Consider the following 23,526-nt stretch of genomic DNA (forward strand, 5'->3'; position numbering starts at 1 on the left):
TTCTGTGGCCTGACGGCCACCCGGGGGTGGGTCAAAATTAATGGCCAGTAGTGGGTCATTTTAATTGGCCACTAACACCACCGTTGGCCTCTCTGAAGCCGAAGCAGTTGCTCGGGGTTATAGCGTGGACACCAGGTTGCTCGACTTGGAAAACGTGCCGCGTGCGCTAGTAAACTTTGACACCCAAGGCTTTATTAAAATGGTGGCAGAGCACAACTCAGGCCGTTTGCTTGGGGTGCAGATTGTCGCAGCGGAAGGCGGTGAAATTATCCAAACGGCAGTGATGGCGTTACGAGCAGGTTTGACCGTTCAGGAAATCGGCGATGACTTGTTCCCTTATCTGACCATGGTTGAAGGACTCAAACTCTGTGCACAAACGTTCACCAAGGATGTAAAGCAGTTGTCCTGCTGTGCCGGATAAATGATGTGAACGCGGCTCTGTATTTACTGGGCAGCGTTAAGGTGGGCAGGCCAAGCGTTGGCCTGGCATCAGTCCGCATATCCTTTTGGGTGGAGCTTGTGATTCTCCATTCAAGAGGTGATGGCCAGACGCTTGCATTGGCATTGACTGCTTTACCCGAATGTTCGCTTTGCGACCAGAGCTACGGGCGGCCAATTTATTGTGGCAACCTTCAGCTACAGTATGAGTATCGTGGTACGACCACTGCTAACTTTTAAGCATCCCCAAGGAAGTTATCTTTATCTGTGCTCTCACTCGATCACATCGCTGGTCATGAAATACCTCGGGTGAATCGTCGCTTGCGGCGAGAGGGCAGAGCCCTTGGAACGAGCGCTTCTATTTTTACACATCGAATTACACACTGTGTAAAAACGAAAGATGCCCCATAAGCCAGTTCCTATGGGGCATTCACTCACTCACTTAGTGAATTACACAAAATTCACTATATACTCCTTCGAGCCGGGCTTTTTTGATTAAAAACCCGCTTTCCCTGATAATACGCCTCCTCCGTTTTCCGGGCACAGCTCCGAAACCCATCGTCCAACTCGAGCCTCCTGACAGCATGAAAGAGACCGTTTCCGAACTTCTCCAGTCTGCCCTGGCTGCCCTTCAGTCAGAGGGCACACTGCCCGCAGACCAGACCTTTACTCCGCAGGTGGGCAACACCAAAGACAAGGCCCACGGCGACTATGCCTGCAACATTGCCCTGGTGGCCGCCAAGGCCGCCGGCTGTCCGCCACGACAACTGGCAGAAACCCTGGTGGACCGTCTGCCGCCGAGCCCGGCTGTTGCGAAGGTGGAGATTGCCGGTCCCGGCTTTATCAACTTCTTCATGACCGCCGAGAGCGCCGTCGGCATTGCCGCAGATATCCTGCAGCAGGGCGCGGACTTTGGGCGTAACAACGACGGTCAGGGTGAGAAGGTGCAGGTGGAGTTTGTCTCAGCCAACCCAACCGGCCCCCTGCACGTGGGCCATGGCCGTGGTGCAGCCATTGGCGACAGCCTGTGCCGCCTGCTGGAAGCCAACGGCTACGATGTTACCCGCGAGTTCTATTACAACGACGCCGGCGCCCAGATCGACAACCTGACCCGTTCCGTCCAGGCTCGGGCCAAGGGCCTGGGGCCGGATGACGCCTCCTGGCCGGAAGATGGCTACCGGGGTGACTACATCCGCGACGTGGCAGAGGCCTACCTGAAAGGCGAAACCGTGACCGCCGATGACCGGGGTGTCACCGGCAAGGCGGATCCGGACGATATGGCGGCTATCCGCGAGTTTGCCGTCGCGTACCTGCGCCGGGAACAGGACCTGGACCTGAAAGCCTTCGGCGTGGAGTTCGATGTCTACTTCCTGGAGTCCTCCCTTTACCGGGACGGCAAGGTGGAAGCTACCGTCGAGCGCCTGAAGGAAAACGGCTACACCTACGAGCAGGACGGCGCCATGTGGCTGCGCACTACCGAGTTCGGCGACGACAAGGACCGGGTCATGCGCAAGAAGGACGGCGGTTATACTTACTTCCTGCCGGACGTGGCCTATCACCTGGACAAGTGGCAGCGGGGCTTCTCTACCGTTATCAACGAACAGGGTGCCGATCATCACTCCACGGTGACCCGGGTACGGGCGGGCCTCCAGGCCCTCAAGGCGGGCATTCCGCAGGGCTGGCCGGATTACGTACTCCACCAGATGGTGATGGTGACCCGTTCCGGCCAGGAAGTGAAAATCTCCAAGCGTGCTGGCAGCTACGTCACCGTGCGGGACCTGATTGACGAGGTCGGCCGGGACGCCACCCGCTTCTTCCTGGCCGCTCGCCGGGTGGATTCCCAACTGACCTTCGACATCGACCTGGCCCGCTCCCAGACCAACGAAAACCCGGTCTATTACATTCAGTATGCACACGCCCGCATCTGCAGCGTGTTACGCAAGCTGGCCGAAGAGCACGGTATCAAGCGTGGCCATAACGATGTGGCCGGCGACCTGTCCCTGCTGACCCTGGACGAGGAAAAGGAGCTGGCCAACCAGCTGGCGAAGTATCCGGAGCTGATTCGCAATGCCGCGGCCTCCCGGGAACCCCATCACCTGACCCATTATCTCCGGGACCTGGCAGGCCAGTTCCACACCTACTACAACGCCCACAAGGCACTGGTGGAAGATACCGACCTCCGGGATGCCCGACTGACCCTTTACCTGGCCGTCAGGCAGGTGATCGCCAATGGCCTGGACCTTCTGGCCATCAGTGCGCCGGAAGAAATGTAACCGGCAGGAGATCAGACGTTGGCCAGGGATTACGCCCGCAAGCAGTCCTCCGGAAAGGGGGCGGTGAACAGTGCACCGCCTCCGCGGAAGACCCGTGCGCGGGCGGAAAAGCCCCGCAAACCCTCTCCCCGCCCTGCGGCGGCCAGCAAACAAAGCGGAGGATTATCTGTGCGCTGGATCCTGTCACTGGCAGCTGTCGGTGCGTTCATCGGCTTCATCGTTTACCTCAACACCCTGGAGCCAATGGAGAGTGCCGCGCCCGGGCAACCGCAGCCGGCGGTCAGCGAACCCCCGAAGCCTGCCGCCAGCAAGCCGGAACCGAAAACCGGGCAGGAGCCCAGGTTCAAGTTCTACGACATGTTGCCGGAGTCCGAGGTAGTACCACCCACCGTGGAGGAGTATACGCCCAGCCCCGCCACCCAGGACTTCCGCTACCTGGTCCAGGCCGGTTCGTTCCGGACCGCCGAGGACGCTGAACGACAACGCGCACAGATTGCGTTCCAGGGCCTGAAAACCAAGGTGTCACAGATTACCACCGGCGAAGGCAAGACCTGGTACCGGGTAAATGTGGGCCCCTTTGACAGCCGCAGCCAGATGAACTCCGCCGTGGACAAGCTGGTAACGATCAGTATCCAGCCCCTGGTGCGTAAGATTCCCAAGGAGTGATCTCCGGCGCAGCCGGTGAGCCTTGAAATTCCCGAGGTCGGCTCCATATCTCGGAAATCACTTCGATTTCAGCAAATGGAGCCCCGATGACCACGATACTTTCCGTTCGCCGTGATGACGAAGTCGCCATGGGCGGCGACGGCCAGGTTTCCCTTGGCAACACAGTCATGAAGGGCAACGCCCGCAAGGTTCGCCGCCTCTATAACGGCAAGGTGCTGGCAGGCTTTGCCGGCGGCACTGCAGACGCCTTCACCCTGTTTGAGCGCTTCGAGGCCCAACTGGAAAAACATCAGGGCAACCTGACCCGGGCTGCGGTGGAACTGGCCAAGGAGTGGCGAACGGACAGGGCCCTGCGACGACTGGAAGCCCTGCTTGCCGTGGCCGACAAAACCGCTTCACTGATCATCACCGGTAATGGCGATGTCATCGAGCCGGAACAGGGCCTGATCGCCATCGGCTCCGGCGGCCCCTTCGCCCAGGCATCCGCCAGGGCGCTACTGGAAAACACCGAACTCAGCGCCCACGACATCGTCGACAAGGGCCTGGATATCGCCGCTGATATCTGCATCTACACCAATCACAATCGCACCCTTGAAGTGCTCTCAGCCAACGACTGAACCCGGAGCTACCATGTCTGCAATGACTCCCCGCGAAATTGTCCACGAGCTGAACAAACACATCGTTGGCCAGGATGAAGCCAAGCGCGCCGTCGCTATTGCCCTGCGTAACCGCTGGCGCCGGATGCAGCTCGACAGCACCCTGCGGGATGAAATTACGCCCAAGAATATCCTGATGATCGGCCCCACCGGTGTGGGCAAGACCGAGATCGCCCGCCGGCTGGCCAAGCTGGCGGACGCGCCTTTCCTGAAGGTGGAGGCCACCAAGTTCACTGAGGTGGGCTACGTGGGCCGTGACGTGGAATCCATTATCCGCGACCTGGCGGACATGGCCATCAAGATGCTCCGCGAAAAGGAAATGAAGCGCCACGAAAACCGCGCCCTGGATGCGGCGGAAGACCGTATCCTTGACGCCCTGCTGCCACCGCCCCGTGGCTTCCAGGAAGACAGCCAGCCACGGGAAGACTCCTCCACCCGGCAACTGTTCCGCAAGAAACTGCGGGAAGGCGAGCTGGATGACAAGGAGATCGAAATCGACCTGCGCAACTCCGCCGGTGGGGTGGAAATCATGGCACCGCCAGGCATGGAAGAGATGACCAGCCAGCTGCAGAGCATGTTCTCCAACCTTTCACAGGACCGGAAGAAAACGCGCAAGATGAAAGTTGTGGATGCCATGCGCCATGCCAAGGATGAGGAAGCGGCCAAGCTGGTCAACGAGGAAGAGATCAAGCAGAAAGCCATCGAGTCCGTCGAGCAGAACGGCATCGTGTTCCTCGATGAAATCGACAAGGTGGCCAAGCGCTCCGAGAATGCCTCCGCCGACGTCTCCCGCGAAGGCGTCCAACGGGACCTGCTGCCGCTGATCGAAGGCAGCACCGTGAGCACCAAGTATGGCACCGTGCGTACCGATCACATCCTGTTCATCGCTTCCGGCGCATTCCATCTGTCCAAGCCGTCGGACCTTATCCCGGAGCTGCAGGGGCGCCTGCCCATCCGGGTGGAGCTGCAGGCCCTGTCACCGGAAGACTTCCGTCGCATACTGACCGAGCCGGATGCCTCGCTGGTGCAACAGTACGAGGCATTGATGGGCACAGAAGGCGTCAAACTCACCTTCAGTGACGATGCTATCCGCCGCCTGGCCGAAGTGGCCTGGAAGGTGAACGAAACCACCGAGAACATCGGTGCCCGGCGCCTTCACACTGTGATGGAACGCCTGCTGGAAAGCCTGTCCTACGATGCCGGTGACAAGGTAACCGACGGTTTTGAAGTAACCGCGGAATACGTGGACGAGAAGCTGGGTGACCTGTCGGAAGACGAGGATCTCAGTCGCTACATCCTGTAACCCACCACCCAAAAGCCCCGGGCGCCCGCGTTGTGGCGCCCGGAAACTGCGGAATCTGCCATGACCCAACGCCCTTCCGATATTCGCATCCGTAAACAGAGCCGCTTGCTGCAGCTGGATTACGACGACGGTACCCGCTTCGAACTTCCCTTCGAGTTCCTGCGGGTCTGGTCGCCGTCAGCGGAGGTACGCGGGCACGGCGCGGGCTCTGGAACACTGCAGACGGGCAAGAAGGATGTCGTGGTGACCGGTGCTGACATGGTGGGTAACTATGCCCTGAAGCTCAACTTCAGTGATGGCCACGATTCCGGGCTGTTTACCTGGGACTACCTGTGGGACCTGGGGCAGAACCAGCAAGCCTACTGGCAGGATTACCTGCAGCGCCTGGAGGCCTCGGGCGGCAGTCGGGAAGCCGGCGGGCCGCAGCTTTTTGGCGGCCCCCAGGGCGGCTGACCCAGCCCTTCGGTCAGGCCCGGTGCAACATCCGGGTCACACTTCCCAGCATACCCCGGTTTTCTTTCTGCTTACGTTTCCTGGCCACATACAACGGCAGGGTTTCGCCATAAAGCGCCGTGCTGATGGTGCGTTCGCTGTCTTCCAGCACCTCCCGGTTCAGGCGCAGGCCCTGCTTTGCCAGCAACGGCTCCAGCTCATCGGCCCGGCGCAGAAGGTCCCGCCGGGTCATCTGGTAGGCGTGTTCACACACCTGCCGGCGGGAACGGAAGCTGAACACACTGGAATTGAACAGCACGGCATCTTCCCGGGTAGGCTCGAACAGCACCACATCCTGGTCCGGATAGTCCCTGGCGTACTGGGCGATGCCCTTCTGGATGCGGGAATAGACCATGGTGCGATGCATCTGGGACAACAGGTTGGGCATACCAGAGCCGGTCAGTTCATCCGCGGCCATGGTTCCCGCTACTTCCGCCGCGCGGGCGTCGAGGGGCACCTGGGGATTAATGGCCAGTACCAGGTCGGCGCCCCGGTCCAGGGCGACGGAGGCGTGCAGGCCCTTGCGGAGTGTGCCGTCGACGCAATACCGGCCTTCCACCTCCACAGGCACATAGAGCCCGGGGGAGGCCATGCTGGCCTGGATCGCCTTCGACACCGGTATGTGGTCAAGCCCGGGTTCACCAAAGCAGATCGCATCGGTGGTCTCGACATCCACCGCAACGACGTACAGCCGACGGCGAAGTTCCCGGAAATCGTTGGTACGCCCGGAAGTGGTAAAGGCCTGCTGCAGGTAGCGCTCCAGGGCCGTATTATCAAACAGCCCTGCCGGGGCAGCCTGGGCCAGGGTGGTCATGGCTTCCAGGAAGCTCTGGTCGTGTGGGTTGCGAACAAAGCGGGACACCGCGCTCCCCACCAGTCCCGGCACCGCCCGCAGCCGACGGCCCATTTCCTTCAGGGCCGGACGGTAGAAGACTTCCGGGTGAAACGGGTGCACCTCGGACTCGTGGCGCACGAAGATCCGGCATAGCTGCGCGGTGGTCAACTGGTTGGCCAGGTTGGCCGCCACGAACGACCCGGCGTTGACGCCCACATAGATGTCCAGGTTATTGAAATCCAGGCCATCCAGTGCCTCGTCCAGGGCCCGGAGGGCACCGATCTGGTAGATGCCACCCAATGGCCCGCCGCCGCCAAGCGCCAGGCCGATGCGGGGTGAGGGTCGGAGCTGGGTCGGTTCTGTCGTCATATTGTCCTCCGGCGTGACAGCAGGCTTATGTTGTCAGGCCTGCCCGATCACAAGCCATGTTCACAAGGATCCTAGCAGCCGGAATTAGAATGCTCACCCTACTGGGAGCTTTCGAAGCTGGTCACTGGCACAGCACCACGGCCCGGCCTCAGGTAACGGGCAAAGCCGGCACTACGCAGGGCCAGGTCGACACAGCTCTTGATCACGTGGGGGGAGTCCAGCAAGAGAACATCTTCCAGCAACTGTACGGCCCATTCCCGACTGATACTGCGGATCACCGATTTCACCTTGGGCAGGCTGGCCGCGTTCATGGACAAGGCGTCGTACCCCATGGCCATCAGCAGCAGGGCGCCACCGGGGTCTCCGGCCAGCTCACCGCAGATGGTTACCGGCTTGCCAACCGCATGGGCGTCCTGGGCGATACGTACCAGAGCCTGCAGGACGGCCGGATGGTAGGAGTGATAAAGCTGGGCCACCCGGGGATTGTTCCGGTCCACCGCCAGCAGGTACTGGGTCAGGTCATTGGAGCCCACCGACAGGAAGTCCACCCGCTCGGCCAGCTCCCTGACTTGGTAGACCGCTGCCGGCACTTCGATCATTACCCCGACCCGGGGCATGTGGATCTCGTAGCCCTCTTCCCGAACCTCATGGTAGACCCGGTAGATCAGGTGCAGGGACTCCTCCACCTCGGAAATGTTGCTGATCATCGGCAACATGATCTGCAGGTTATTGAAGCCCTCACTGGCCTTCAGCATGGCCCGCACCTGCACCAGGAAAATCTCCGGATGGTCCAGGCTTATGCGGATACCCCGCCAGCCCAGGAAGGGGTTTTCCTCGCTGATGGGAAAGTAGGTCAGGGACTTGTCGCCACCAATGTCCAGCGTGCGCATGGTGACCGGGTTGGGAGCGAAGGCTTCCAGCTGCTCCCGGTAATATTCCCGCTGTTCCTGCTCTGAGGGGAAGCGCTCCTTGATCATAAAGGGCACCTCCGTGCGGTAGAGCCCGATACCTTCCGCACCATGGCTGAGGGAACGCACCACATCGGTCATCAGGCCGGTGTTGACCAGCAGTGACACGCGATGGCCGTCCGTCGTCACGCAGGGCTTGTCACGCAGGGCTTCCAGGCCCCGGAAAAGGGCATCTTCCTCGTCACAGATTTCCTTATAGAAATTGCGCAGCTCGGCAGAAGGTGACGCAAAGATCTGGCCCTCAAAGCCATCCACCACCAGCTCCTTGCCATCGAGCTGGTTGACCGGGATATCCACCAGCCCCATCACCGTGGGCACGCCCATGGCCCGGGCCAGTATCGCCACATGGGAGTTGCTTGAACCGCGCACGGAAACCAGCCCTACCAGCCGGCCCCGGGGCACCTCACCAAGCATCGCCGGGGTCAGCTCCTCGCTGACCAGCACGGTATTTTCCGGGTAATCCACCTCGCGGGTGTCCCCTTCCTGCAGGTGGGAGAGGATACGGCGACCCAGGTCGCGAATATCCACCGCGCGCTCCCGCAGGTAGTGGTCATCCATCATCTCGAAGTGGCGCACATACTGGTTCACCACCTGCTTGAGCGCCCCCTGTGCCCAGAGCCCTTCGCCCTGAATGCGGTTGGCTACCTCCCCTGGCAGGGCGTTATCACCCAGCATGCGCAGGTAAACATCGAACAGGGCCTGTTCTTCCGGGCGCAACTGGTCAGACAGCCGGTCGGACACCCGCCGGATATCCTCCTGCACGGCACTGACCGCCTCACGGAATGCAACCAGCTCTGCGTCGGGATCCTCGGATGCCTTTTCCGGCACCGCATCCAGGTCTGCCGGCGGGTAGACCACGACGCCGGTGCCAATGGCCACCCCAGGAGCGCCTGGCACGCCGTCGAAGGAAACGTCCCGCGCTTCCTCACCGGTGAGGGACATACCGCTGATGGCACCGGTAGCCTCACTGTGGGCAATCACACCCGCTAGCTGGGCTGAAACCGTTACCAGGAAGGCTTCTTCCCCTTCGTCAAAGCTTCGGGAAGCCTCCCGCTGCTGAACCACCAACACGCCGAGCACACGACGGTGGTGAATAATAGGCACCCCGAGAAACGAGCGGAAGCGCTCCTCGCCGGTCTCGGGGAAATAGCGGTAACGGGGATGGGAAGGCGCGTCTTCGAGGTTGATGGGCTCCTCCCGGGAACCCACCAGGCCAACCAGGCCCTCGGAATGGGCCAGGCTGACCTTGCCGACGGCTTTTTTATGCAGGCCCTCGGTGGCCATCAGGATATAACGGTTGGAGACCGGATCCAGCAAATAGACGGAACACACCTCGGTGTTCATGGATGCCTGTACCCGCGAAACGATAATGCCCAGCGCCTCCTGCAGGTCGCGGGCACTGTTTACTTCCTGAACAATACTTCGCAAGATACCGAGCATATCGGGTGTCAATCCGTCATTGTTGTTGGTCCTGCCGGCGCTGTACTTCTTCGGCACGCTGCCACTGATCTACCGTACTGAACAACCGCGGGGCCAGCTCACGCAAGGCACGGCGGTAGACCTCCCGCTTGAAGGACACTACCTGCCCCAGCGGGTACCAGTAGCTGACCCACTGCCAGCCATCAAATTCCGGTGAATCCGTGTGGTCTACCCGCACGGATGCATCCGGTGAAAGCATCCTCAGAAGGAACCATTTCTGTTTCTGACCTACGCAGACGGGGCGCGAATTATGGCGCACCATTCGTCGTGGCAGGCGGTAGCGCAGCCAGCCCCGGGTACAGCTGATGATTTCCACATCGCTTGCGCCCAGGCCGACTTCCTCGGCCAACTCCCGATAGAGAGCCTGTTCCGGTGACTCGTTGTGCTTGATGCCACCCTGTGGGAACTGCCAGGAGTCCTGCCCGATCCGCCTTGCCCACAAGACCTCGCCCTTGTGGTTGGCCAGAATGATTCCGACGTTGGGTCTGAAACCGTCTGAATCGATCACGGCACAGTCCTGTCTTAAAATGTTACGGAAGCCTCTTACACAAGAGACTTTTCTTCCAGATTGACTCCATTCTTACAGAAAGCCTACCGGTCGGCAAACGAAGCAGGCATTCTTTTTCAGCATGTTAGAATGCCCCTTGAAAGCATACTTTAAAGGAGAACAACCTTGACCCTGGCCATTTTTGACCTGGACAACACCCTGCTGGCCGGTGACAGCGACCACGCCTGGGGCGAGTTCCTGGTAGACGCAGAACTGGTGGATGCCGAAAGCCACCGGCAGCAGAACGACCAGTTCTACCAGGACTACCTGAACGGTGAGCTGGACATTCGCCGTTACCAGCGGTTTGCCCTGTCCCCCATCGCCGGTCGGGACCCGCAGGAAGTAGCCGCCTGGCGCAAGGCCTTCATGAACAGCCGGATAAAACCCCTGTACCAGCGCAAGGCCGACGAACTGCTCGCCAGCCACCGCGCCCGGGGCCACACACTGATGATCATCACCGCCACCAACCGTTTTGTGACCGGCCCCATCGCCGAGGCCATGGGTATCGAACACCTGTTGGCCACGGAGCCGGAGGTCGTCAACGAGCGATATACCGGGGATATTGTCGGCGTGCCAACCTACCAGGACGGCAAGGTCGTCAGGCTGAGGGAATGGCTGGAGGAACACGGGGAAAGCCTCGAGGGAGCCTGGTTCTACAGCGACAGTCATAATGACCTGCCGCTACTGAAACTGGTCGACAACCCCGTGGCGGTGGACCCGGACCCGACCCTGGCGCAATATGCCAGGGAGCAGGACTGGGTCATCATGTCCCTGAGGGATTAGATAGGAACTAGAAAAACTCCGTCAGGGAGCGGACAAAGCAGGCTTTCAGGTAGTCGGTTTCAGGGATACCGGGCACCATCGGGTGGTCCGGCCCCTGGTAGCCCTGTTCCAGAAGCTGCACAAAGCGATCCACCTTGCGGGCGCTGCCGCGGACAATATCCACCAGCTTGTCCCGGGACAGGTGCATGGAACAGGATGCCGAGACCAGCAAGCCGTCTCGCTCAAGCAGCCGCAAACCCAGCTGATTGAGGCGGGCGTAGGCCTGCTCGCCGGCTTTCTGGTCACGGCGCCGGGGGATCAGTGCCGGCGGGTCCAGTACCACGACATCGAACTTCTGCTTGTCATCTGCCAGGCCCTTGAGCACCTCGAAGGCATCGCCCTCCAGGGTGTCCACGTTAGCGAAGCCGTTGAGCTCAGCGTTATGGTGCACCGAGGCCAGTGCCTGCCGGGAACTGTCCACGCAGGTGACAGAGCTGGCACCACCAGCCGCGGCCTGCAAGCCCCAGCCACCGGCATAGCTGAACACATCGAGCACCCGGCACCCCGGGCTGTACTGCTGCAGGCGGGCACGGTTCATGCGGTGGTCATAGAACCAGCCGGTTTTCTGTCCACCACTGAGCGGCACCTCGAAACGCACGCCGTTTTCGCGAACCTGGAGAAGGTCCACCGGCTCGCCTTCGACCTGCTCCACATAGGACGGCAACCCTTCCACCGAGCGCATCTTACCGTCGTTCTTGAGAATGATGGCTGCAGGATGGACCAGGCGCTGTACGCCCCGGACGATGGCTTCTTTCATGGATTCCATGCCGGCGGTGGAAATCTGCACCACAACCACGTCACCAAACCGGTCAATCACCAGGCCCGACAAGCCATCTCCGTCACCATAGACCCAGCGGTACCACGGCTCGGGAAAGACACGGTCGCGGAGCGTGAGCGCCGCTTCCAGCCGGTCCGTCAGCCGCTTCGGCGTCATCCCGGTACTGGCGTTGCGGCTGATCAGCCGCCCGCAAATCAAGGCATGGGGATTAACGAACAACGTCCCCAGAGACTTGTCATTGGACGCACGTAACTGGGCCTGGCTGCCAGCCTCGAACTCCGTCAGCGGCGAGCGGCGGGTATCCACCTCATTGCTATAGACCCAAAGGTGCCCGGCTTTCAGGCGACGTTCAGCGCCCTTGCGAAGGTAGAGAACAGGAAAGTCCATTAATACCGGCCCTTATGCATCGGCCAGCGACTCGCCATAGGCAGCGGCGTCCATCAGTCCGTCCAGCTCACCCTTGTCTGCCAGCTTCACGCGGTACAACCAGCCGCCACCGTAGGGGTCTTCGTTCACCATCTCCGGCTCGTCTTCCAGGGCTTCATTGATTTCGATAACGTCGCCGGTGACCGGGCTGAACACGTCGGAGGCGGACTTGACCGACTCGGCCACGCCCGCTTCCTCGCCGCCGGTTACGGTATCGCCCACTTCGGGCAAACCGATGTAGACCACGTCTCCCAGTTGCTCCTGGGCATAGTCGGTAATACCCACCGTGGCGGTACCGTCATCCGCTACCCGCACCCACTGATGAGTCTCGATGTATTTCAGGTCTGCAGGAATTTCACTCATATCGCACATCCATTAGCTGGGAAATTTGCCGCAGTTTACCGGAAACTGCCCGGAAACAGGAACGCCAGGATGGCAGGCACAACCCGCTCAAAGTCCTGGAAACGATGATCTCCCCCCGGCTGGATCCAGGTACGCGCCCCCGGATGCTTGGCCAGGGCTTCCCGGTAGTCCAGGGTTTCATCCGCTGTCTGCACAAGGATAAACAGATTCGCTGGTGTGACCGCATCGCCAGGCTCCATGGCCTTCAGGGTTGCCATATGGCCGGAGGTCAGCTCGTAGTCCTCACCGGTGTAGGGGTTGTGCTGGGGGCCCAGATGGGACTGCAACAGCCGGTACGGCCAGGCCGCCGGATTGATGAGCGCGGCCTTCAGGCCAAACCTCGCCGAGAGAACCGAGGCATAGAATCCCCCCATGGAACTGCCAATCAGCCCCACTGGCCGGTCGCCGGCAGACTCGATAGCAGCAATGGCACGCTGCAGGGCCTGCTCGGGGTCAAAGCCGAGCTCCGGCACCACCAGCTCAACATCAGGTGCCATTGCCGGCAGCAGGTCCCGCAACTCGGAGACTTTCTGGGAACGAGGCGAGCTGTTGAAACCGTGGAGGTAGACCAACACCGGGTGTTTATTACTGGGGGGCATGACAATACCGCAAAGCTGAAAGTGAGGCCGTCAGTATAGCGCTCAGAGGGGCGCCTCAATAGCCGTTGCTGTCGGTATCCAGCTGATACTGGAAGTCGGTCGCCCGTTCCACACCGGTATCCAGGGTTCCGTCACTATACAGGTCAAGCCAGCGGAAGCCGGGGGCGAGCGGCTCAACCGCAAAGTCATCCGAGCCTGCCTGGAACTGGATACAAGTGGATGGCGTAGCGAGCAGGCGCACGTCACCCCGATACAGGTCCAGGTGCTGGTGGATATGTCCCCAGAGCACCGCCCGCACCTGCGGGAAACGGTCAACCACCTGCCAGAACTGATCCCGGTTTTGCAGGCCTATAGCGTTCATCCATTCCGCATCGATACGGACCGGGTGGTGATGCAGGCTGATCAGCGCGGGGCGATCCGGAAAAGCGGCGAGGGCATCCGCCAGGAAACGCAGCTCCCCCTGGCCCAGCCGGCCATAAACCTGGCCCTGAACCGACGAATCCAGCAGGATGACCTGCCAGCCCGCAAGCAAAAAATGACGCCCGGTCGCCTGGTAGCGGGCAGCCACCCGGTTCAGAACCTCACTGTTGTCGTGGTTACCGGCAACCCAGCTTTGCGGGCAGCCGAACACACCAACCTGACGACCAAACTCGTGGTACGCCGCTTCGGAGGCATCCTGGGCCAGGTCACCAGTGGCCAGCAACAAGTCCGGGGCCGGCCGAAGGGCCCCGGCGGCCTGAACAACGGCGTTCAGACTGTCACGGGTACGAACACCCAGCAAGGTGGCACTGTCGTCCGCCATGAGGTGAGGGTCGGTGATCTGGAGCACCCGGGCTTTGGCGGCATCCGCAGTGGCAATGGAAACGGGTGGCCCGTGTTCAGAGTATGACATTACGCGTTTTCATCCAGCGACTGAGCATTCAGATACTAGACCGATTTTACGCGCGCAACGTCTACCTGAGTCACAAGTCACAGGTAGTAAACCGCCACCTTTAACAACATTTTACCCGGCCTGGATTTTTCGTCGGCAAACCAGGCCTCAGCGGATCGATTCAGAGCCTTCCTGGCGCCCCCTGTATCCCCAGGATCCCGACTCAGGGGTGACATGACCAAACCTGAGACAGTAGTCCAGCCAGTCCGCCACAAAACCATTGAGCTGCACCTTTTCATCCGGGTGATGCATGAACCGGTTGGGGTAGTCGTTCACAGCCGCAACCTGGCGATTACCATAGAAACTGATCACTTCCGCCATATTGGCATCGTGGTAGACCCTGACGGTCAGTTCGGGATTATTGAGCCAGCGGCCACTGTTGTGAACCTGCTCCAGGAGCAGGGTTTCGGTGTAGCGCGTCTGCTGCAGCACGGAAATACTCACCCGCCCCAGGTAGTGGGCCTCCCGGTGCAGGTCAAACTGAAGCACGTCCAGGTCTCCGCCCTGTACCCGGCGAAGCCGGCGCAGGCGCTGGTAGTTGCCTTCGCACAGTGCGCCCAGCCGCTGCAAGTCGGGTACGTAGCGCTGCCGGCGCAGGGTCACGGCGCTCACCACTGCCCCCACTCCCGCCGCAGGCGGTCACGGTTAAGCTGCAGCCATTGGATGGCCATAATCGCTGCCGCATTATTGATACGGCCATCCCGGATCATGGCGAAGGCTTCGTCGGCGCTGAATACATGGGCGCGGATATCCTCATGCTCATGGTCCAGCCCATACAAGCCACCGGCGTTCTCGGTGCTGACCCGGCCGGCGTAGAGGTAAACCAGTTCGGTGGTGCCTCCAGGGGATACCAGGTATTCGCAGATTTTCTCGAGGTGGGTAAAGCTTAACCCGGCTTCTTCCTCTGCCTCCCGATGGGCTACCTCTTCGGGGCTCTCGCCTTTTTCATTCATACCGGCGACCAGTTCCAGCAACCATGGGCTCTGATCACGGCCGATGGCGCCCAGGCGGAACTGTTCGAGCAGGACGACTTCGTCCCGTTCGGGGTCGTAGGGCAGTACGCAGGTGGCGTCACCGCGAACGAACAGTTCACGGGTAAATTCGGGCATGGTGGTGCCGTCAAACCGCGGGTGGGTAAGCCACAGCTTGTCCATGCGGAAGAAGCCTTTAAAGACGGTTTCCCGCTTGTGGACCTGCACGTCGCTGGCCTTGAACTGGAAGGGTTCGGGCTTCTTTTCGGTCATGGTGGTTCTGGGGTTTCCGGTGGTATGGCGTGATGGTGAACGATAGCCGTTCGGGGTTTGGTATTGCAAGTTCGGTTTTGGGGGGCTGTATCACGCAGCTTTCAGGTTGCGGTGCCAGCGGTGGCCGGACGAGGATGCTTTTCGGGACACGCCGTGAATACGTCCCTGTAGGCTCTTCAAAAACGTCCATGTTTTTGAAGGTCCCGAAAAGCATCCTCGCCCAGCCCCCGTCTATCCTCCCGATATCGCGTGGCTTGCAGTTACACCGTCATGAACTGACCCCAGGTTTTGCCTGGCATTAGCTCTGCTCCGACTATCAGCTCCATTGCCTACACGGACTTGTGAAGATTTTTTTGTAACGATATCTCGGAGTTCAAGGGGTAGCGGGTTGAGAACGTTTTTCGGGAGCGTCGGCAGCCAGGGATGGCTGCCGTCGAGCCCTACAGGGACGTACTTGCGGGGCGTCTCCCGAAAAACGTTATCGGCCTGCTGCCCCCGGCACCCAATTAACAGGCTGGAGAATTACCAAACCGATCACACCCGGTCGTAGATCTTCCCACCAGCGGCCACAAACTCCTCGGCCTTCTCCTGCATACCAGCATCCACGGCAGATACCTCATCCAGGCCATGCTCCCGGGCATAGTCCCGAACCTCCTGGGAAATCTGCATGGAACAGAACTTCGGACCGCACATGGAACAGAAATGTGCCACCTTGGCGGACTCCTTGGGCAGCGTCTCATCGTGGAACGAGCGGGCCGTATCCGGGTCCAGGGCAAGGTTGAACTGATCCTCCCAGCGGAACTCGAAACGGGCCTTTGACAGGGCATTGTCCCGGATCTGGGCACCAGGGTGGCCCTTCGCCAGGTCCGCCGCGTGGGCCGCGATCTTGTAGGTGATGATGCCGGTTTTTACATCATCCTTGTTGGGCAGACCCAGGTGTTCCTTGGGAGTCACATAGCAGAGCATGGCACACCCGAACCAGCCGATCATCGCCGCGCCGATACCGGAGGTGATGTGGTCATACCCCGGCGCAATATCCGTGGTCAGCGGCCCGAGGGTATAGAAAGGCGCCTCGTCACAGCACGCCAGCTGCTTGTCCATGTTCTCCTTGATCAGATGCATGGGCACATGGCCCGGGCCTTCGATCATGCACTGCACGTCGTGCTTCCAGGCAATCTTCGTTAACTCACCCAGGGTTTCCAGTTCACCGAACTGGGCGGCGTCGTTGGCGTCTGCGATGGAGCCGGGGCGCAGGCCGTCGCCGAGGCTGAAGGACACGTCATAGGCCTTCATGATTTCGCAGATGTCCTCGAAGTGTTCGTACAGGAAGCTCTCCCTGTGGTGGGCCAGGCACCACTTGGCCATGATGGAGCCGCCCCGGGAAACGATCCCCGTCGTGCGGTTCGCTGTCAGGGGCACATGGTGCAACCGCACACCGGCGTGGATTGTAAAATAGTCCACGCCCTGCTCCGCCTGCTCGATCAGGGTGTCGCGGAAAATCTCCCAGGTCAGGTCCTCGGCCACGCCGCCAACTTTCTCCAGGGCCTGGTAGATGGGTACCGTACCAATGGGCACCGGGGAGTTGCGGATGATCCACTCGCGGGTTTCATGGATGTTCTTGCCGGTGGAGAGATCCATCACCGTATCCGAACCCCAGCGGATGCCCCAGGTGAGTTTTTCCACCTCTTCTTCGATAGAGGAACTGACCGCTGAATTACCGATGTTGCCGTTGATCTTCACCAGGAAGTTACGCCCGATGATCATGGGCTCGGTTTCCGGGTGATTGATGTTGGCAGGGATGATCGCCCGGCCCCGGGCCACTTCGTCGCGCACGAACTCCGGTGTGATTTCCGGCGGCAGGTTGGCACCGAAGGACTGGCCGGGGTGCTGGTCCGCCAGCAAGCCGTTGGCCCGGGCTTCCTGCAGTTTCATGTTTTCCCGGATGGCAACGTATTCCATCTCCGGCGTAATAATGCCCTGGCGAGCATAGTGCATCTGGGATACGTTTCTTCCGGGCTTGGCGCGCAGTGGCTTTCGCTCGTCCATAAACCGCAGGGGATCAAGCTGAGGGTCTTTCATGCGGCGGCGGGTGAATTCGGAGGTGTAGCCTTCCAGTTGCTCTACATCGCCCCGTTCGGCAATCCAGGCGGCACGAACCGGCGGCAAGCCCTTACGCAGATCGATAGTGGCTTCCGGGTCTGTGTAGGGCCCGGAGGTGTCGTACACCACCACCGGCGGGTTCTTTTCGCCACCCATTTCAGTGGGGGTGTCGCCCACGGTAATTTCCCGCATTGGCACCCGTAGATCAGGTCGGCTACCCTGCACGTATATTTTTCGTGAGCTTGGTAATGGTTTGATTGCTGCGGAGTCTACTTTTGCGGAGTCGCTGAGGTATGCTGGTAAGTCCGTCATGAAATGCTCCCGGTTGCTCTTGTGGTATCGGGTCGCGTATGACGGAGTTGCGACAAATTGCCCTACAGGCATGGTGTCGCGGTTCATCTGGTCTTAATCCCTACGCCGGTATTATCCGGATCAGGTCGCGGGTTCTGCGCTGCAATCTCAGCCGATCGCCGGTTTCCGGCAGATCAGCACCCCGTCAAGACGCGATTCTGAATTGGTTTGCCCACAAAATACGTGGACTTAGCAAGTCTAGAGACGGGAACGATTATTGTCCATAATGGTCAACCAATACCTTTGGGTCATTGCCGGGCAGATTCCCGGAGTCAGTATTTCAGGAGAACCAATGAAAAAACGTTTACTTCCAGGATTGATCACCCTGCTCGCAGCCCAGCCTGCGCTTGCTCTGGATCTGATGGAAACCTACGAGAAAGCCCTGTCTTATGACTCCGGCATTGCCTCTGCCATGGCACAGTTCCAGGCACAGCAGGCAACCAGCGATGTCAGCAAGAGCGCCCTGCTGCCCAAAATCTCGGCGGTTGGGTCAGCAAGCTACACACGTTTCGAGCCCAGGAATATACCCGGGGGGGCAAACGCCGATGAGCTGACGCGGCAACTCTTCTCGGGAGACAGTTATCGAACCTACCGCTACGGCGTCGAGCTGACCCAGCCACTGTTCCGGGCTCAAGACTGGTTCAGCTACGAAGCCAGCCAGTTCCAGACCGAGGCGGCCGAGGCCCAGTACAACCTGGCCCAGCAACAGCTGATTCTTGATGTAGCAACCGCCTACTTCGATGTCTTGCGCGCCAAAGACACCGTCACAACCGCCAAAGCAACTGAAACGGCCATCCAGCGCCAGTACGAACAGGCCCAGGAACGGTTTGACGTGGGGCTCATTGCCATCACCGAAGTCTATGAGGCGCGTGCCAGCTACGACGATGCCAGAAGCCAGCGCATCGCCGCCGACAACGACCTCAATGTGGCCAAAGAACAACTGGCCCGGTTAACCGGAGAATATCCGGACGCCATGGAAAATCTCAGGCAGAATTTTCCGCTCGGGCGCCCCGAGCCTATGGATCCAACTTCGTGGGAAGCAACCGCGGTGGAGCAAAACTGGTCTATTCAGGCGGCCCTGAGGCAACTCAATGCCAGCGAAGCCAGCCTGAAAGCGGCAAAGTCCGGTCATTTACCAACTCTTGAGCTGAGCGCCTCCTACCAGGAAACCAGTCTGGAGAACGCCCTTTTTACTCAGCAAGAAGGCAACCAATCGATTGTCTCACTGTCACTGACCATCCCGTTCTACACGGGCGGCGGCACCCAGGCCGGCGTCCGGGAACAGCGCTCGCTGCTCACCGCCGCCGAACAGGACCTGAATACGGTGCGCCGGGACGTACGGGTGAATACCCGCAGCCTGTTCCTGACGGTGAACAACAATATTGGAACCGCCAACGCCTTCGAGCAAACCATCATCTCCCGCCGTAGCGCACTGGACGCTACCCGGGCCGGCTATGAAGTAGGTACGCGGAACATAGTGGAAGTACTGGATGCGGAGCGGGCTTACTACGTTGCCCTGCGGGATTACGCCAACGCCCGCTACGACTACGTGGTCAATACCCTGCAACTGAAACAGGCGGCCGGCACCCTGAGCCCGCAGGACCTGTTGGAACTGAACAACTGGCTGAGCGAGACGGCGCCGGGCATCGAGGCGCTGGCCAATGAGGAAGAAACCCTCGACAACCCGATGGAATAAGCAGGATCAGGCCCTGACCTGGTCCGCTGCTTCATCACCCACCGGGGCCAGCCGTTCCAGAACGCCCTCTACCACCTGGTTGAGGGCACCCCGGTTGGCTTCCACTACCTTCCGTGCAGCCCCCCCTAACGCAGAGCGCTGTGCGGAATCGGACAACAGGCTACCCAGGGCCCCGGCCAGCTCGTCGCTTCCACTGACGCGCACCAGACCATCCCCGGCCTCGAGTTGCTGGTAAATGGTTTCAAAGTTGAACACGTGGGTGCCCGTAATGACCGGCACGCCCCAGGCAGCCGGCTCCAGGGGGTTGTGCCCTCCCCGCTCGATCAGTGAGCCTCCGACAAAGGCAACGTCACACGCGCCATAGAGCATCAGTAACTCGCCCATGGTATCGCCCAGGTAGACTTCTGCTTCACTGACGGAATCGTCAAGGGAGCGCCTCGCTAACGAGAACCCGTTTTTCAGGGCCAGGCTGGCTACCGAGTCAAATCGTTCAGGATGACGGGGCACAATCAGCAACAGGGCGTCCGGTATTCGGTCCAGGACCTTTCGGTGGGCCTCCAGCAGCTGCTCATCCTCCCCTTCATGGGTGCTGGCCGCTATCCAGACCGGCCTTCCGTCGAGTTCTGTTCGCAATACAGCAGACTGCTGACGCACTTTTTCAGGAATCGACACATCGAATTTTATGCTACCGGTGACCGATACCGCCCCCGCCCTGGCGCCAAGCCTGCGGAACCGGGCCGCATCCTCATCCGCCTGGGCTGCAATCCAGTCGATCTGGTTCAGCATGGAGCGCACCCAACTCCCTACCCGCCGATACCCGTTGGCCGATCGCTCTGAAAGCCGGGCATTCACCAGGAATATCGGGCATTGGCGGGTACTGACTTCACGGATCATGTTTGGCCAGAGTTCCGTTTCCATGATCACCAGCGCCCTTGGCCTGATTCGCCGGACAAAACGCTTCACGGCGCCCGGCGTATCATAGGGTGAGTAGGCGTAGCAGACCCGGTCTCCGAACATCGCCCTTGCCTGCTCTGCCCCGGTGGCTGTCATTGCCGTTAACAGGATACGTATGCCTGGCTGGCGCTCCAGCAGGCTTTTGATCAGGGGGCCCGCGGCTATGGTTTCACCAACGGAAACCGCGTGCACCCAGACCACCGGCTCAACACCGACATCAACATAGCCCAGGCGCTGAAGCCAGTTACTGCCCGCGCCCGGGTGCCGACGACTCTGCCACCACAAACGAATCAGTACGAACGGCAACAAAAGCCGAAAGCATTGTGAATACAAGAATTGAAGCATGCCTACCCCATGTCCCGGAACGCTGGCCATTCTAACCAATAGCAGCCGTACTGCCACTGACACAATCATCAACGCCCTGATAAACTTGCGGGTTAACCACCCCGCCACCTTCAGGAACCCAGTTGCAACCGTGAAAGCCAGGCACCGGAAACAAGAACGCGACCTTGATTACAGCCACTACCTGCACCCCCGCTGGTGGCCCACGTGGTGCTCCGTGGCGGCCATGTGGCTTATCGCTCAGCTACCACTGGGGTGGCAATGGCGCATGGGCAAAGTGATCGGGGAACTGGCCTGGCGTATGCTGCCGGGCCGCCGGCACATCACCCTGACCAATATCCGCCTCTGCTTCCCCGAGCTTTCTGAAGCTGAACAGACCCAACTGGCACGTAAAAGCTTCCATGCCAACGGTATCGGGATGCTGGAAACCGGGGTCGCCTGGTTTCGCGATCCTGCCGGATTTGCCGGAATCACCGAGATACACGGCCTGGAGCACCTTAACAGGGCGCTCACCAGGGGCAAGGGGGTACTCCTTCTGGGCGGCCATTACAGCACCCTCGACCTGGGTGGCAGCCTGGCGACCGAGGTAATCGAAGCAGACGTCATGCAGCGGGACCATAACAACCCGCTGATGAACGCAGTCATGACCCGGGCCAGGGAGCGCCGCTACGGAAAGGTGCTGAGTGCCCGCGACCTGCGCGGTCTGTTCAGAAGCCTCAAGGCCAACCACACTGTCTGGTACGCCACTGACCAGAACTATCGCCGCAAGGACGTCGTCTTTGCGCCCTTCTTCGACGTCCCGGCCAGCAGCATTACCGCCACCTCCCGTATTGCCGAGCGCAGCGGCTGTGCCGTCGTACCCTTCAGCCACTTCCGGCGTGAAGGGGAACCCGGATACGACATCTACTTCCATCCCGCACTGGAGGCGTTCCCAAGCGGGGATGACGTCGCCGATGCCACCCTGGTAAACCGGATTATTGAACAGGAAATCCGGCGCCAACCCGACCAATACCTGTGGATGCACAGGCGTTTCCGGACCCGACCCAACCGGGAGGACCCGGACTTGTACGGAGGTCGGGGCAAGCGCCGTCGCAAACGCCGAAAACGCAATGACTGAGCCAGGCCCCGTCGTCTGGCTGTTGACCGACAACAAGCCGGGACACCGCAGCCAGCTTGAAGGACTCGCCCGGCGCCTGGAACACCATGCCGGTGCATGCTGTCACTGGATCACGGCCACCGCTGTTCACACCCCGCTGTGGCGAGCAGTCCTGGGCCGGGCCAGGCAACCGGCCTACCCCACACCCGGGCTGATCATCGCTGCCGGGAGTGGTACCCACCGCCTGTTACTGGGCGTGAGGCGGCTGGCACCCACGGTTGTCCTGATGAAGCCGGGCTTCCCGATAAGCCTGGTAGACGCTGTTATAACTCCCCGGCACGACAGGCCCAGGCCCCGCCGGAACCTTCTCCAGACTACGGGCACCCTGAATGCCATGGAGCCCCAGCCTTCGCTGACCCGCTGTAAACGGGCACTGGTACTCATCGGGGGCCCTTCTCGCCACTTTGAGTGGAATGAAGACCAGGTCGCGACCCAGCTGCAACACCTGATAGAGAGCCACCCGCAGTGGCAGTGGACCATCAGCGATTCCCGCAGGACGCCCACCACGGCGACTGCCAGGCTGAAACAACTTTGTAACCCGACGGTGACGCTGGTAACCCACGATCAGACCGAACCCGGCTGGCTCGCCCGGGAGCTGACAAGAACCCGGTTTGTCTGGGTAACCCCGGACTCCAGCACCATGGTCAGCGAGGCCATCACCGCCGGTGTGCCTACCGCGCTGTTCACCCTGAACTCTCGCCCGGGAAGCCGGGTAGCCAGCGGTATTAGCGACATGCAGGATGAGGGCCTCGCCATGTCCTGGCAGGCGGGGCTTGCCACCATGAATCAGTCTGACCCCAGCCGGCCCCAGCTCTGGGAGGCCGACCGGGCCGCCAGGTGGCTGCTCAGTCGCGGCCTGTTACCGGCCGGGGCAGGGACCCCGGGGAAACGCCCGACAACGCCCGGCGGGCAGCACAAAAGCAACGTTAATCCGCACCAATCAGGGGATGAAGCGCAGTGATCGATCTGACCGGCCATACACCCTTTGGCTCCGGCGCCAACCGCGACTGCTACCGGCATCCGGACAATCCGGATCGTTGCCTTAAGGTGCTTCAACCTGGCGCGATCCAGGCCCGTGCTGCTGAACAAACACTGCTGAAAAAACTACTGGGCAGGCGGCGCCTGAGCGACAACTTCCAGGAGCAGAGAGCCTACGACCAGTCAGCGATTCGCAGGTTATCGGCAGCCCGGGAAGATCAACTCCTGTGGCAGCACCTGCCCAGGTTCCATGGCTGTACTGAAACCTCACTGGGTGTTGCCAACGACTGTGAGCTGATCCTGGATTCGAGCGGCCAGCCCGCCCCCACCCTGGAGCACTGGCTCGGTAAACATGGCCTGGACCAACCCGCCAGGGAGGCCGCCGAGCGACTTTGCCAGTGGCTGAGAACGACCGGCATACTCACCCGCAACCTGTTGCCCCAGAACCTGGTGATGACGGACCGAACCGGCCAGTGGGAGCTGATTATTGTTGACGGACTGGGGGCACCGACCATACCGGACAGGCTGGCAGTGATGCCCTGGTGGCGCAGGCGTTACATGGATCGCCGAATCCGTCGCTTCTGGTTGCGCCTTGAATGGGAAGCCTCGGGGCGCACAACCGACTGGAAACTGGCCGGAAAGCTCTGAAGCCAGGCGAACTTGCCGCAAACGGCCATTGGTGATAGCTTCCTCCGGTCCATTAGTGCGACAGGATCCATCA

At 60.6% G+C, this 23,526-nt stretch carries 21 protein-coding genes, 1 pseudogene and 1 riboswitch; of the genes and pseudogenes, 11 read left to right on the top strand and 11 right to left on the bottom strand.

The window, feature by feature from the left end; all coding sequences use genetic code 11:
* Positions 1-79 precede the first annotated feature (79 nt).
* The 6 genes and pseudogenes from MLC59_RS11255 to MLC59_RS11280 all read left to right on the top strand — a co-directional run.
* Positions 80-421, top strand: a pseudogene (locus tag MLC59_RS11255) (mercury(II) reductase); the annotation flags it as partial.
* Positions 422-1,022: 601 nt separating this feature from the next.
* Positions 1,023-2,711: an arginine--tRNA ligase gene (argS, locus tag MLC59_RS11260; protein WP_248234336.1), complete on the top strand. Its 1,689-nt coding sequence runs from the start codon at positions 1,023-1,025 to the stop codon at positions 2,709-2,711.
* An 18-nt stretch (positions 2,712-2,729) separates the two neighbouring features.
* On the top strand, positions 2,730-3,377 hold the full coding sequence (locus MLC59_RS11265) for an SPOR domain-containing protein (protein WP_248234337.1): 648 nt from the start codon (positions 2,730-2,732) through the stop codon (positions 3,375-3,377).
* A gap of 86 nt (positions 3,378-3,463) precedes the next feature.
* Complete coding sequence (gene hslV / locus MLC59_RS11270; protein ID WP_248234340.1) at positions 3,464-3,994, top strand: ATP-dependent protease subunit HslV; 531 nt, start codon at positions 3,464-3,466, stop codon at positions 3,992-3,994.
* Between the two features lie 13 nt (positions 3,995-4,007).
* Positions 4,008-5,336 (top strand): ATP-dependent protease ATPase subunit HslU, encoded by a 1,329-nt coding sequence (gene hslU, locus MLC59_RS11275; protein ID WP_248234341.1) that lies wholly within the window; start codon positions 4,008-4,010, stop codon positions 5,334-5,336.
* Between the two features lie 60 nt (positions 5,337-5,396).
* On the top strand, positions 5,397-5,789 hold the full coding sequence (locus MLC59_RS11280) for a gamma-butyrobetaine hydroxylase family protein (protein ID WP_248234342.1): 393 nt from the start codon (positions 5,397-5,399) through the stop codon (positions 5,787-5,789).
* A 13-nt stretch (positions 5,790-5,802) separates the two neighbouring features.
* On the opposite strand, the gene MLC59_RS11285 is transcribed toward MLC59_RS11280, so the two are convergent.
* From MLC59_RS11285 to MLC59_RS11295, 3 genes are all read right to left on the bottom strand, one after another.
* Positions 5,803-7,032 (bottom strand): patatin-like phospholipase family protein, encoded by a 1,230-nt coding sequence (locus MLC59_RS11285; RefSeq protein WP_248234343.1) that lies wholly within the window; start codon positions 7,030-7,032, stop codon positions 5,803-5,805.
* Between the two features lie 98 nt (positions 7,033-7,130).
* The gene (ptsP, locus tag MLC59_RS11290; RefSeq protein WP_248234344.1) at positions 7,131-9,440 is read right to left on the bottom strand and encodes a phosphoenolpyruvate--protein phosphotransferase; all 2,310 of its coding nucleotides are present in this window, start codon (positions 9,438-9,440) and stop codon (positions 7,131-7,133) included.
* Between the two features lie 16 nt (positions 9,441-9,456).
* Complete coding sequence (locus MLC59_RS11295; RefSeq protein WP_248234345.1) at positions 9,457-9,987, bottom strand: RNA pyrophosphohydrolase; 531 nt, start codon at positions 9,985-9,987, stop codon at positions 9,457-9,459.
* Between the two features lie 165 nt (positions 9,988-10,152).
* Between MLC59_RS11295 and MLC59_RS11300 the strand changes: the two genes are divergently transcribed.
* Positions 10,153-10,809, top strand: coding sequence for a histidinol-phosphatase (locus tag MLC59_RS11300; protein WP_248234347.1), 657 nt, complete (start codon positions 10,153-10,155; stop codon positions 10,807-10,809).
* 7 nt (positions 10,810-10,816) lie between these two features.
* On the opposite strand, the gene MLC59_RS11305 is transcribed toward MLC59_RS11300, so the two are convergent.
* The 7 genes from MLC59_RS11305 to thiC form a co-directional block, all read right to left on the bottom strand.
* Complete coding sequence (locus tag MLC59_RS11305; RefSeq protein WP_248234348.1) at positions 10,817-12,013, bottom strand: class I SAM-dependent rRNA methyltransferase; 1,197 nt, start codon at positions 12,011-12,013, stop codon at positions 10,817-10,819.
* Between the two features lie 12 nt (positions 12,014-12,025).
* Positions 12,026-12,415 (bottom strand): glycine cleavage system protein GcvH, encoded by a 390-nt coding sequence (gcvH, locus tag MLC59_RS11310; protein WP_248234349.1) that lies wholly within the window; start codon positions 12,413-12,415, stop codon positions 12,026-12,028.
* Positions 12,416-12,450: 35 nt separating this feature from the next.
* Positions 12,451-13,053: a YqiA/YcfP family alpha/beta fold hydrolase gene (locus MLC59_RS11315; RefSeq protein ID WP_248234350.1), complete on the bottom strand. Its 603-nt coding sequence runs from the start codon at positions 13,051-13,053 to the stop codon at positions 12,451-12,453.
* A gap of 55 nt (positions 13,054-13,108) precedes the next feature.
* Entirely contained in the window at positions 13,109-13,945 is an 837-nt protein-coding gene (cpdA, locus tag MLC59_RS11320; protein WP_248234351.1) for a 3',5'-cyclic-AMP phosphodiesterase, read from the bottom strand.
* Positions 13,946-14,092: 147 nt separating this feature from the next.
* Positions 14,093-14,596, bottom strand: coding sequence for a DUF1249 domain-containing protein (locus tag MLC59_RS11325; RefSeq protein ID WP_248234352.1), 504 nt, complete (start codon positions 14,594-14,596; stop codon positions 14,093-14,095).
* Positions 14,593-15,228, bottom strand: a complete 636-nt coding sequence (locus MLC59_RS11330; RefSeq protein ID WP_248234353.1) for an NUDIX domain-containing protein — start codon at positions 15,226-15,228, stop codon at positions 14,593-14,595. Before MLC59_RS11330 ends, MLC59_RS11325 begins: the two co-directional genes overlap by 4 nt.
* Before the next feature lie 534 nt (positions 15,229-15,762).
* Positions 15,763-17,640, bottom strand: a complete 1,878-nt coding sequence (thiC, locus tag MLC59_RS11335) for a phosphomethylpyrimidine synthase ThiC (protein ID WP_248234354.1) — start codon at positions 17,638-17,640, stop codon at positions 15,763-15,765.
* 80 nt (positions 17,641-17,720) lie between these two features.
* Positions 17,721-17,834, bottom strand: a riboswitch (TPP riboswitch).
* A gap of 137 nt (positions 17,835-17,971) precedes the next feature.
* Between thiC and MLC59_RS11340 the strand changes: the two genes are divergently transcribed.
* A complete protein-coding gene (locus tag MLC59_RS11340) occupies positions 17,972-19,375 on the top strand; it encodes a TolC family outer membrane protein (protein ID WP_248234355.1) in 1,404 nt (467 codons plus the stop codon).
* A 6-nt stretch (positions 19,376-19,381) separates the two neighbouring features.
* On the opposite strand, the gene waaA is transcribed toward MLC59_RS11340, so the two are convergent.
* Complete coding sequence (waaA, locus tag MLC59_RS11345) at positions 19,382-20,674, bottom strand: lipid IV(A) 3-deoxy-D-manno-octulosonic acid transferase (protein ID WP_248234358.1); 1,293 nt, start codon at positions 20,672-20,674, stop codon at positions 19,382-19,384.
* A 130-nt stretch (positions 20,675-20,804) separates the two neighbouring features.
* Between waaA and lpxL the strand changes: the two genes are divergently transcribed.
* The 3 genes from lpxL to MLC59_RS11360 are packed head-to-tail and all read left to right on the top strand — an operon-like array spanning position 20,805 to position 23,453.
* The gene (gene lpxL / locus MLC59_RS11350; protein WP_248234359.1) at positions 20,805-21,788 is read left to right on the top strand and encodes an LpxL/LpxP family Kdo(2)-lipid IV(A) lauroyl/palmitoleoyl acyltransferase; all 984 of its coding nucleotides are present in this window, start codon (positions 20,805-20,807) and stop codon (positions 21,786-21,788) included.
* Positions 21,781-22,788: an ELM1/GtrOC1 family putative glycosyltransferase gene (locus MLC59_RS11355; RefSeq protein ID WP_248234360.1), complete on the top strand. Its 1,008-nt coding sequence runs from the start codon at positions 21,781-21,783 to the stop codon at positions 22,786-22,788. Before lpxL ends, MLC59_RS11355 begins: the two co-directional genes overlap by 8 nt.
* Positions 22,785-23,453 (top strand): YrbL family protein, encoded by a 669-nt coding sequence (locus MLC59_RS11360; RefSeq protein WP_248234361.1) that lies wholly within the window; start codon positions 22,785-22,787, stop codon positions 23,451-23,453. Before MLC59_RS11355 ends, MLC59_RS11360 begins: the two co-directional genes overlap by 4 nt.
* Positions 23,454-23,526: the final 73 nt, after the last annotated feature.

This window comes from Marinobacter bryozoorum (genome assembly GCF_023156245.1).
GTDB lineage: Bacteria > Pseudomonadota > Gammaproteobacteria > Pseudomonadales > Oleiphilaceae > Marinobacter > Marinobacter bryozoorum.

What these genes read in the sequence shown, in the direction of transcription:
- hslV (WP_248234340.1), top strand. Translation starts at nt 3,464, where the DNA reads ATGACCACGATACTTTCCGTTCGCCGTGATGACGAAGTCGCCATGGGC.
- hslU (WP_248234341.1), top strand. Translation starts at nt 4,008, where the DNA reads ATGTCTGCAATGACTCCCCGCGAAATTGTCCACGAGCTGAACAAACAC.
- MLC59_RS11305 (WP_248234348.1), bottom strand. Translation starts at nt 12,013, where the DNA reads ATGGACTTTCCTGTTCTCTACCTTCGCAAGGGCGCTGAACGTCGCCTG.
- gcvH (WP_248234349.1), bottom strand. Translation starts at nt 12,415, where the DNA reads ATGAGTGAAATTCCTGCAGACCTGAAATACATCGAGACTCATCAGTGG.
- MLC59_RS11340 (WP_248234355.1), top strand. Translation starts at nt 17,972, where the DNA reads ATGAAAAAACGTTTACTTCCAGGATTGATCACCCTGCTCGCAGCCCAG.
- MLC59_RS11355 (WP_248234360.1), top strand. Translation starts at nt 21,781, where the DNA reads ATGACTGAGCCAGGCCCCGTCGTCTGGCTGTTGACCGACAACAAGCCG.
- cpdA (WP_248234351.1), bottom strand. Translation starts at nt 13,945, where the DNA reads ATGTCATACTCTGAACACGGGCCACCCGTTTCCATTGCCACTGCGGAT.
- argS (WP_248234336.1), top strand. Translation starts at nt 1,023, where the DNA reads ATGAAAGAGACCGTTTCCGAACTTCTCCAGTCTGCCCTGGCTGCCCTT.
- MLC59_RS11330 (WP_248234353.1), bottom strand. Translation starts at nt 15,228, where the DNA reads ATGACCGAAAAGAAGCCCGAACCCTTCCAGTTCAAGGCCAGCGACGTG.
- MLC59_RS11285 (WP_248234343.1), bottom strand. Translation starts at nt 7,032, where the DNA reads ATGACGACAGAACCGACCCAGCTCCGACCCTCACCCCGCATCGGCCTG.
- ptsP (WP_248234344.1), bottom strand. Translation starts at nt 9,440, where the DNA reads ATGCTCGGTATCTTGCGAAGTATTGTTCAGGAAGTAAACAGTGCCCGC.
- waaA (WP_248234358.1), bottom strand. Translation starts at nt 20,674, where the DNA reads ATGCTTCAATTCTTGTATTCACAATGCTTTCGGCTTTTGTTGCCGTTC.
- thiC (WP_248234354.1), bottom strand. Translation starts at nt 17,640, where the DNA reads ATGACGGACTTACCAGCATACCTCAGCGACTCCGCAAAAGTAGACTCC.
- MLC59_RS11280 (WP_248234342.1), top strand. Translation starts at nt 5,397, where the DNA reads ATGACCCAACGCCCTTCCGATATTCGCATCCGTAAACAGAGCCGCTTG.
- MLC59_RS11315 (WP_248234350.1), bottom strand. Translation starts at nt 13,053, where the DNA reads ATGCCCCCCAGTAATAAACACCCGGTGTTGGTCTACCTCCACGGTTTC.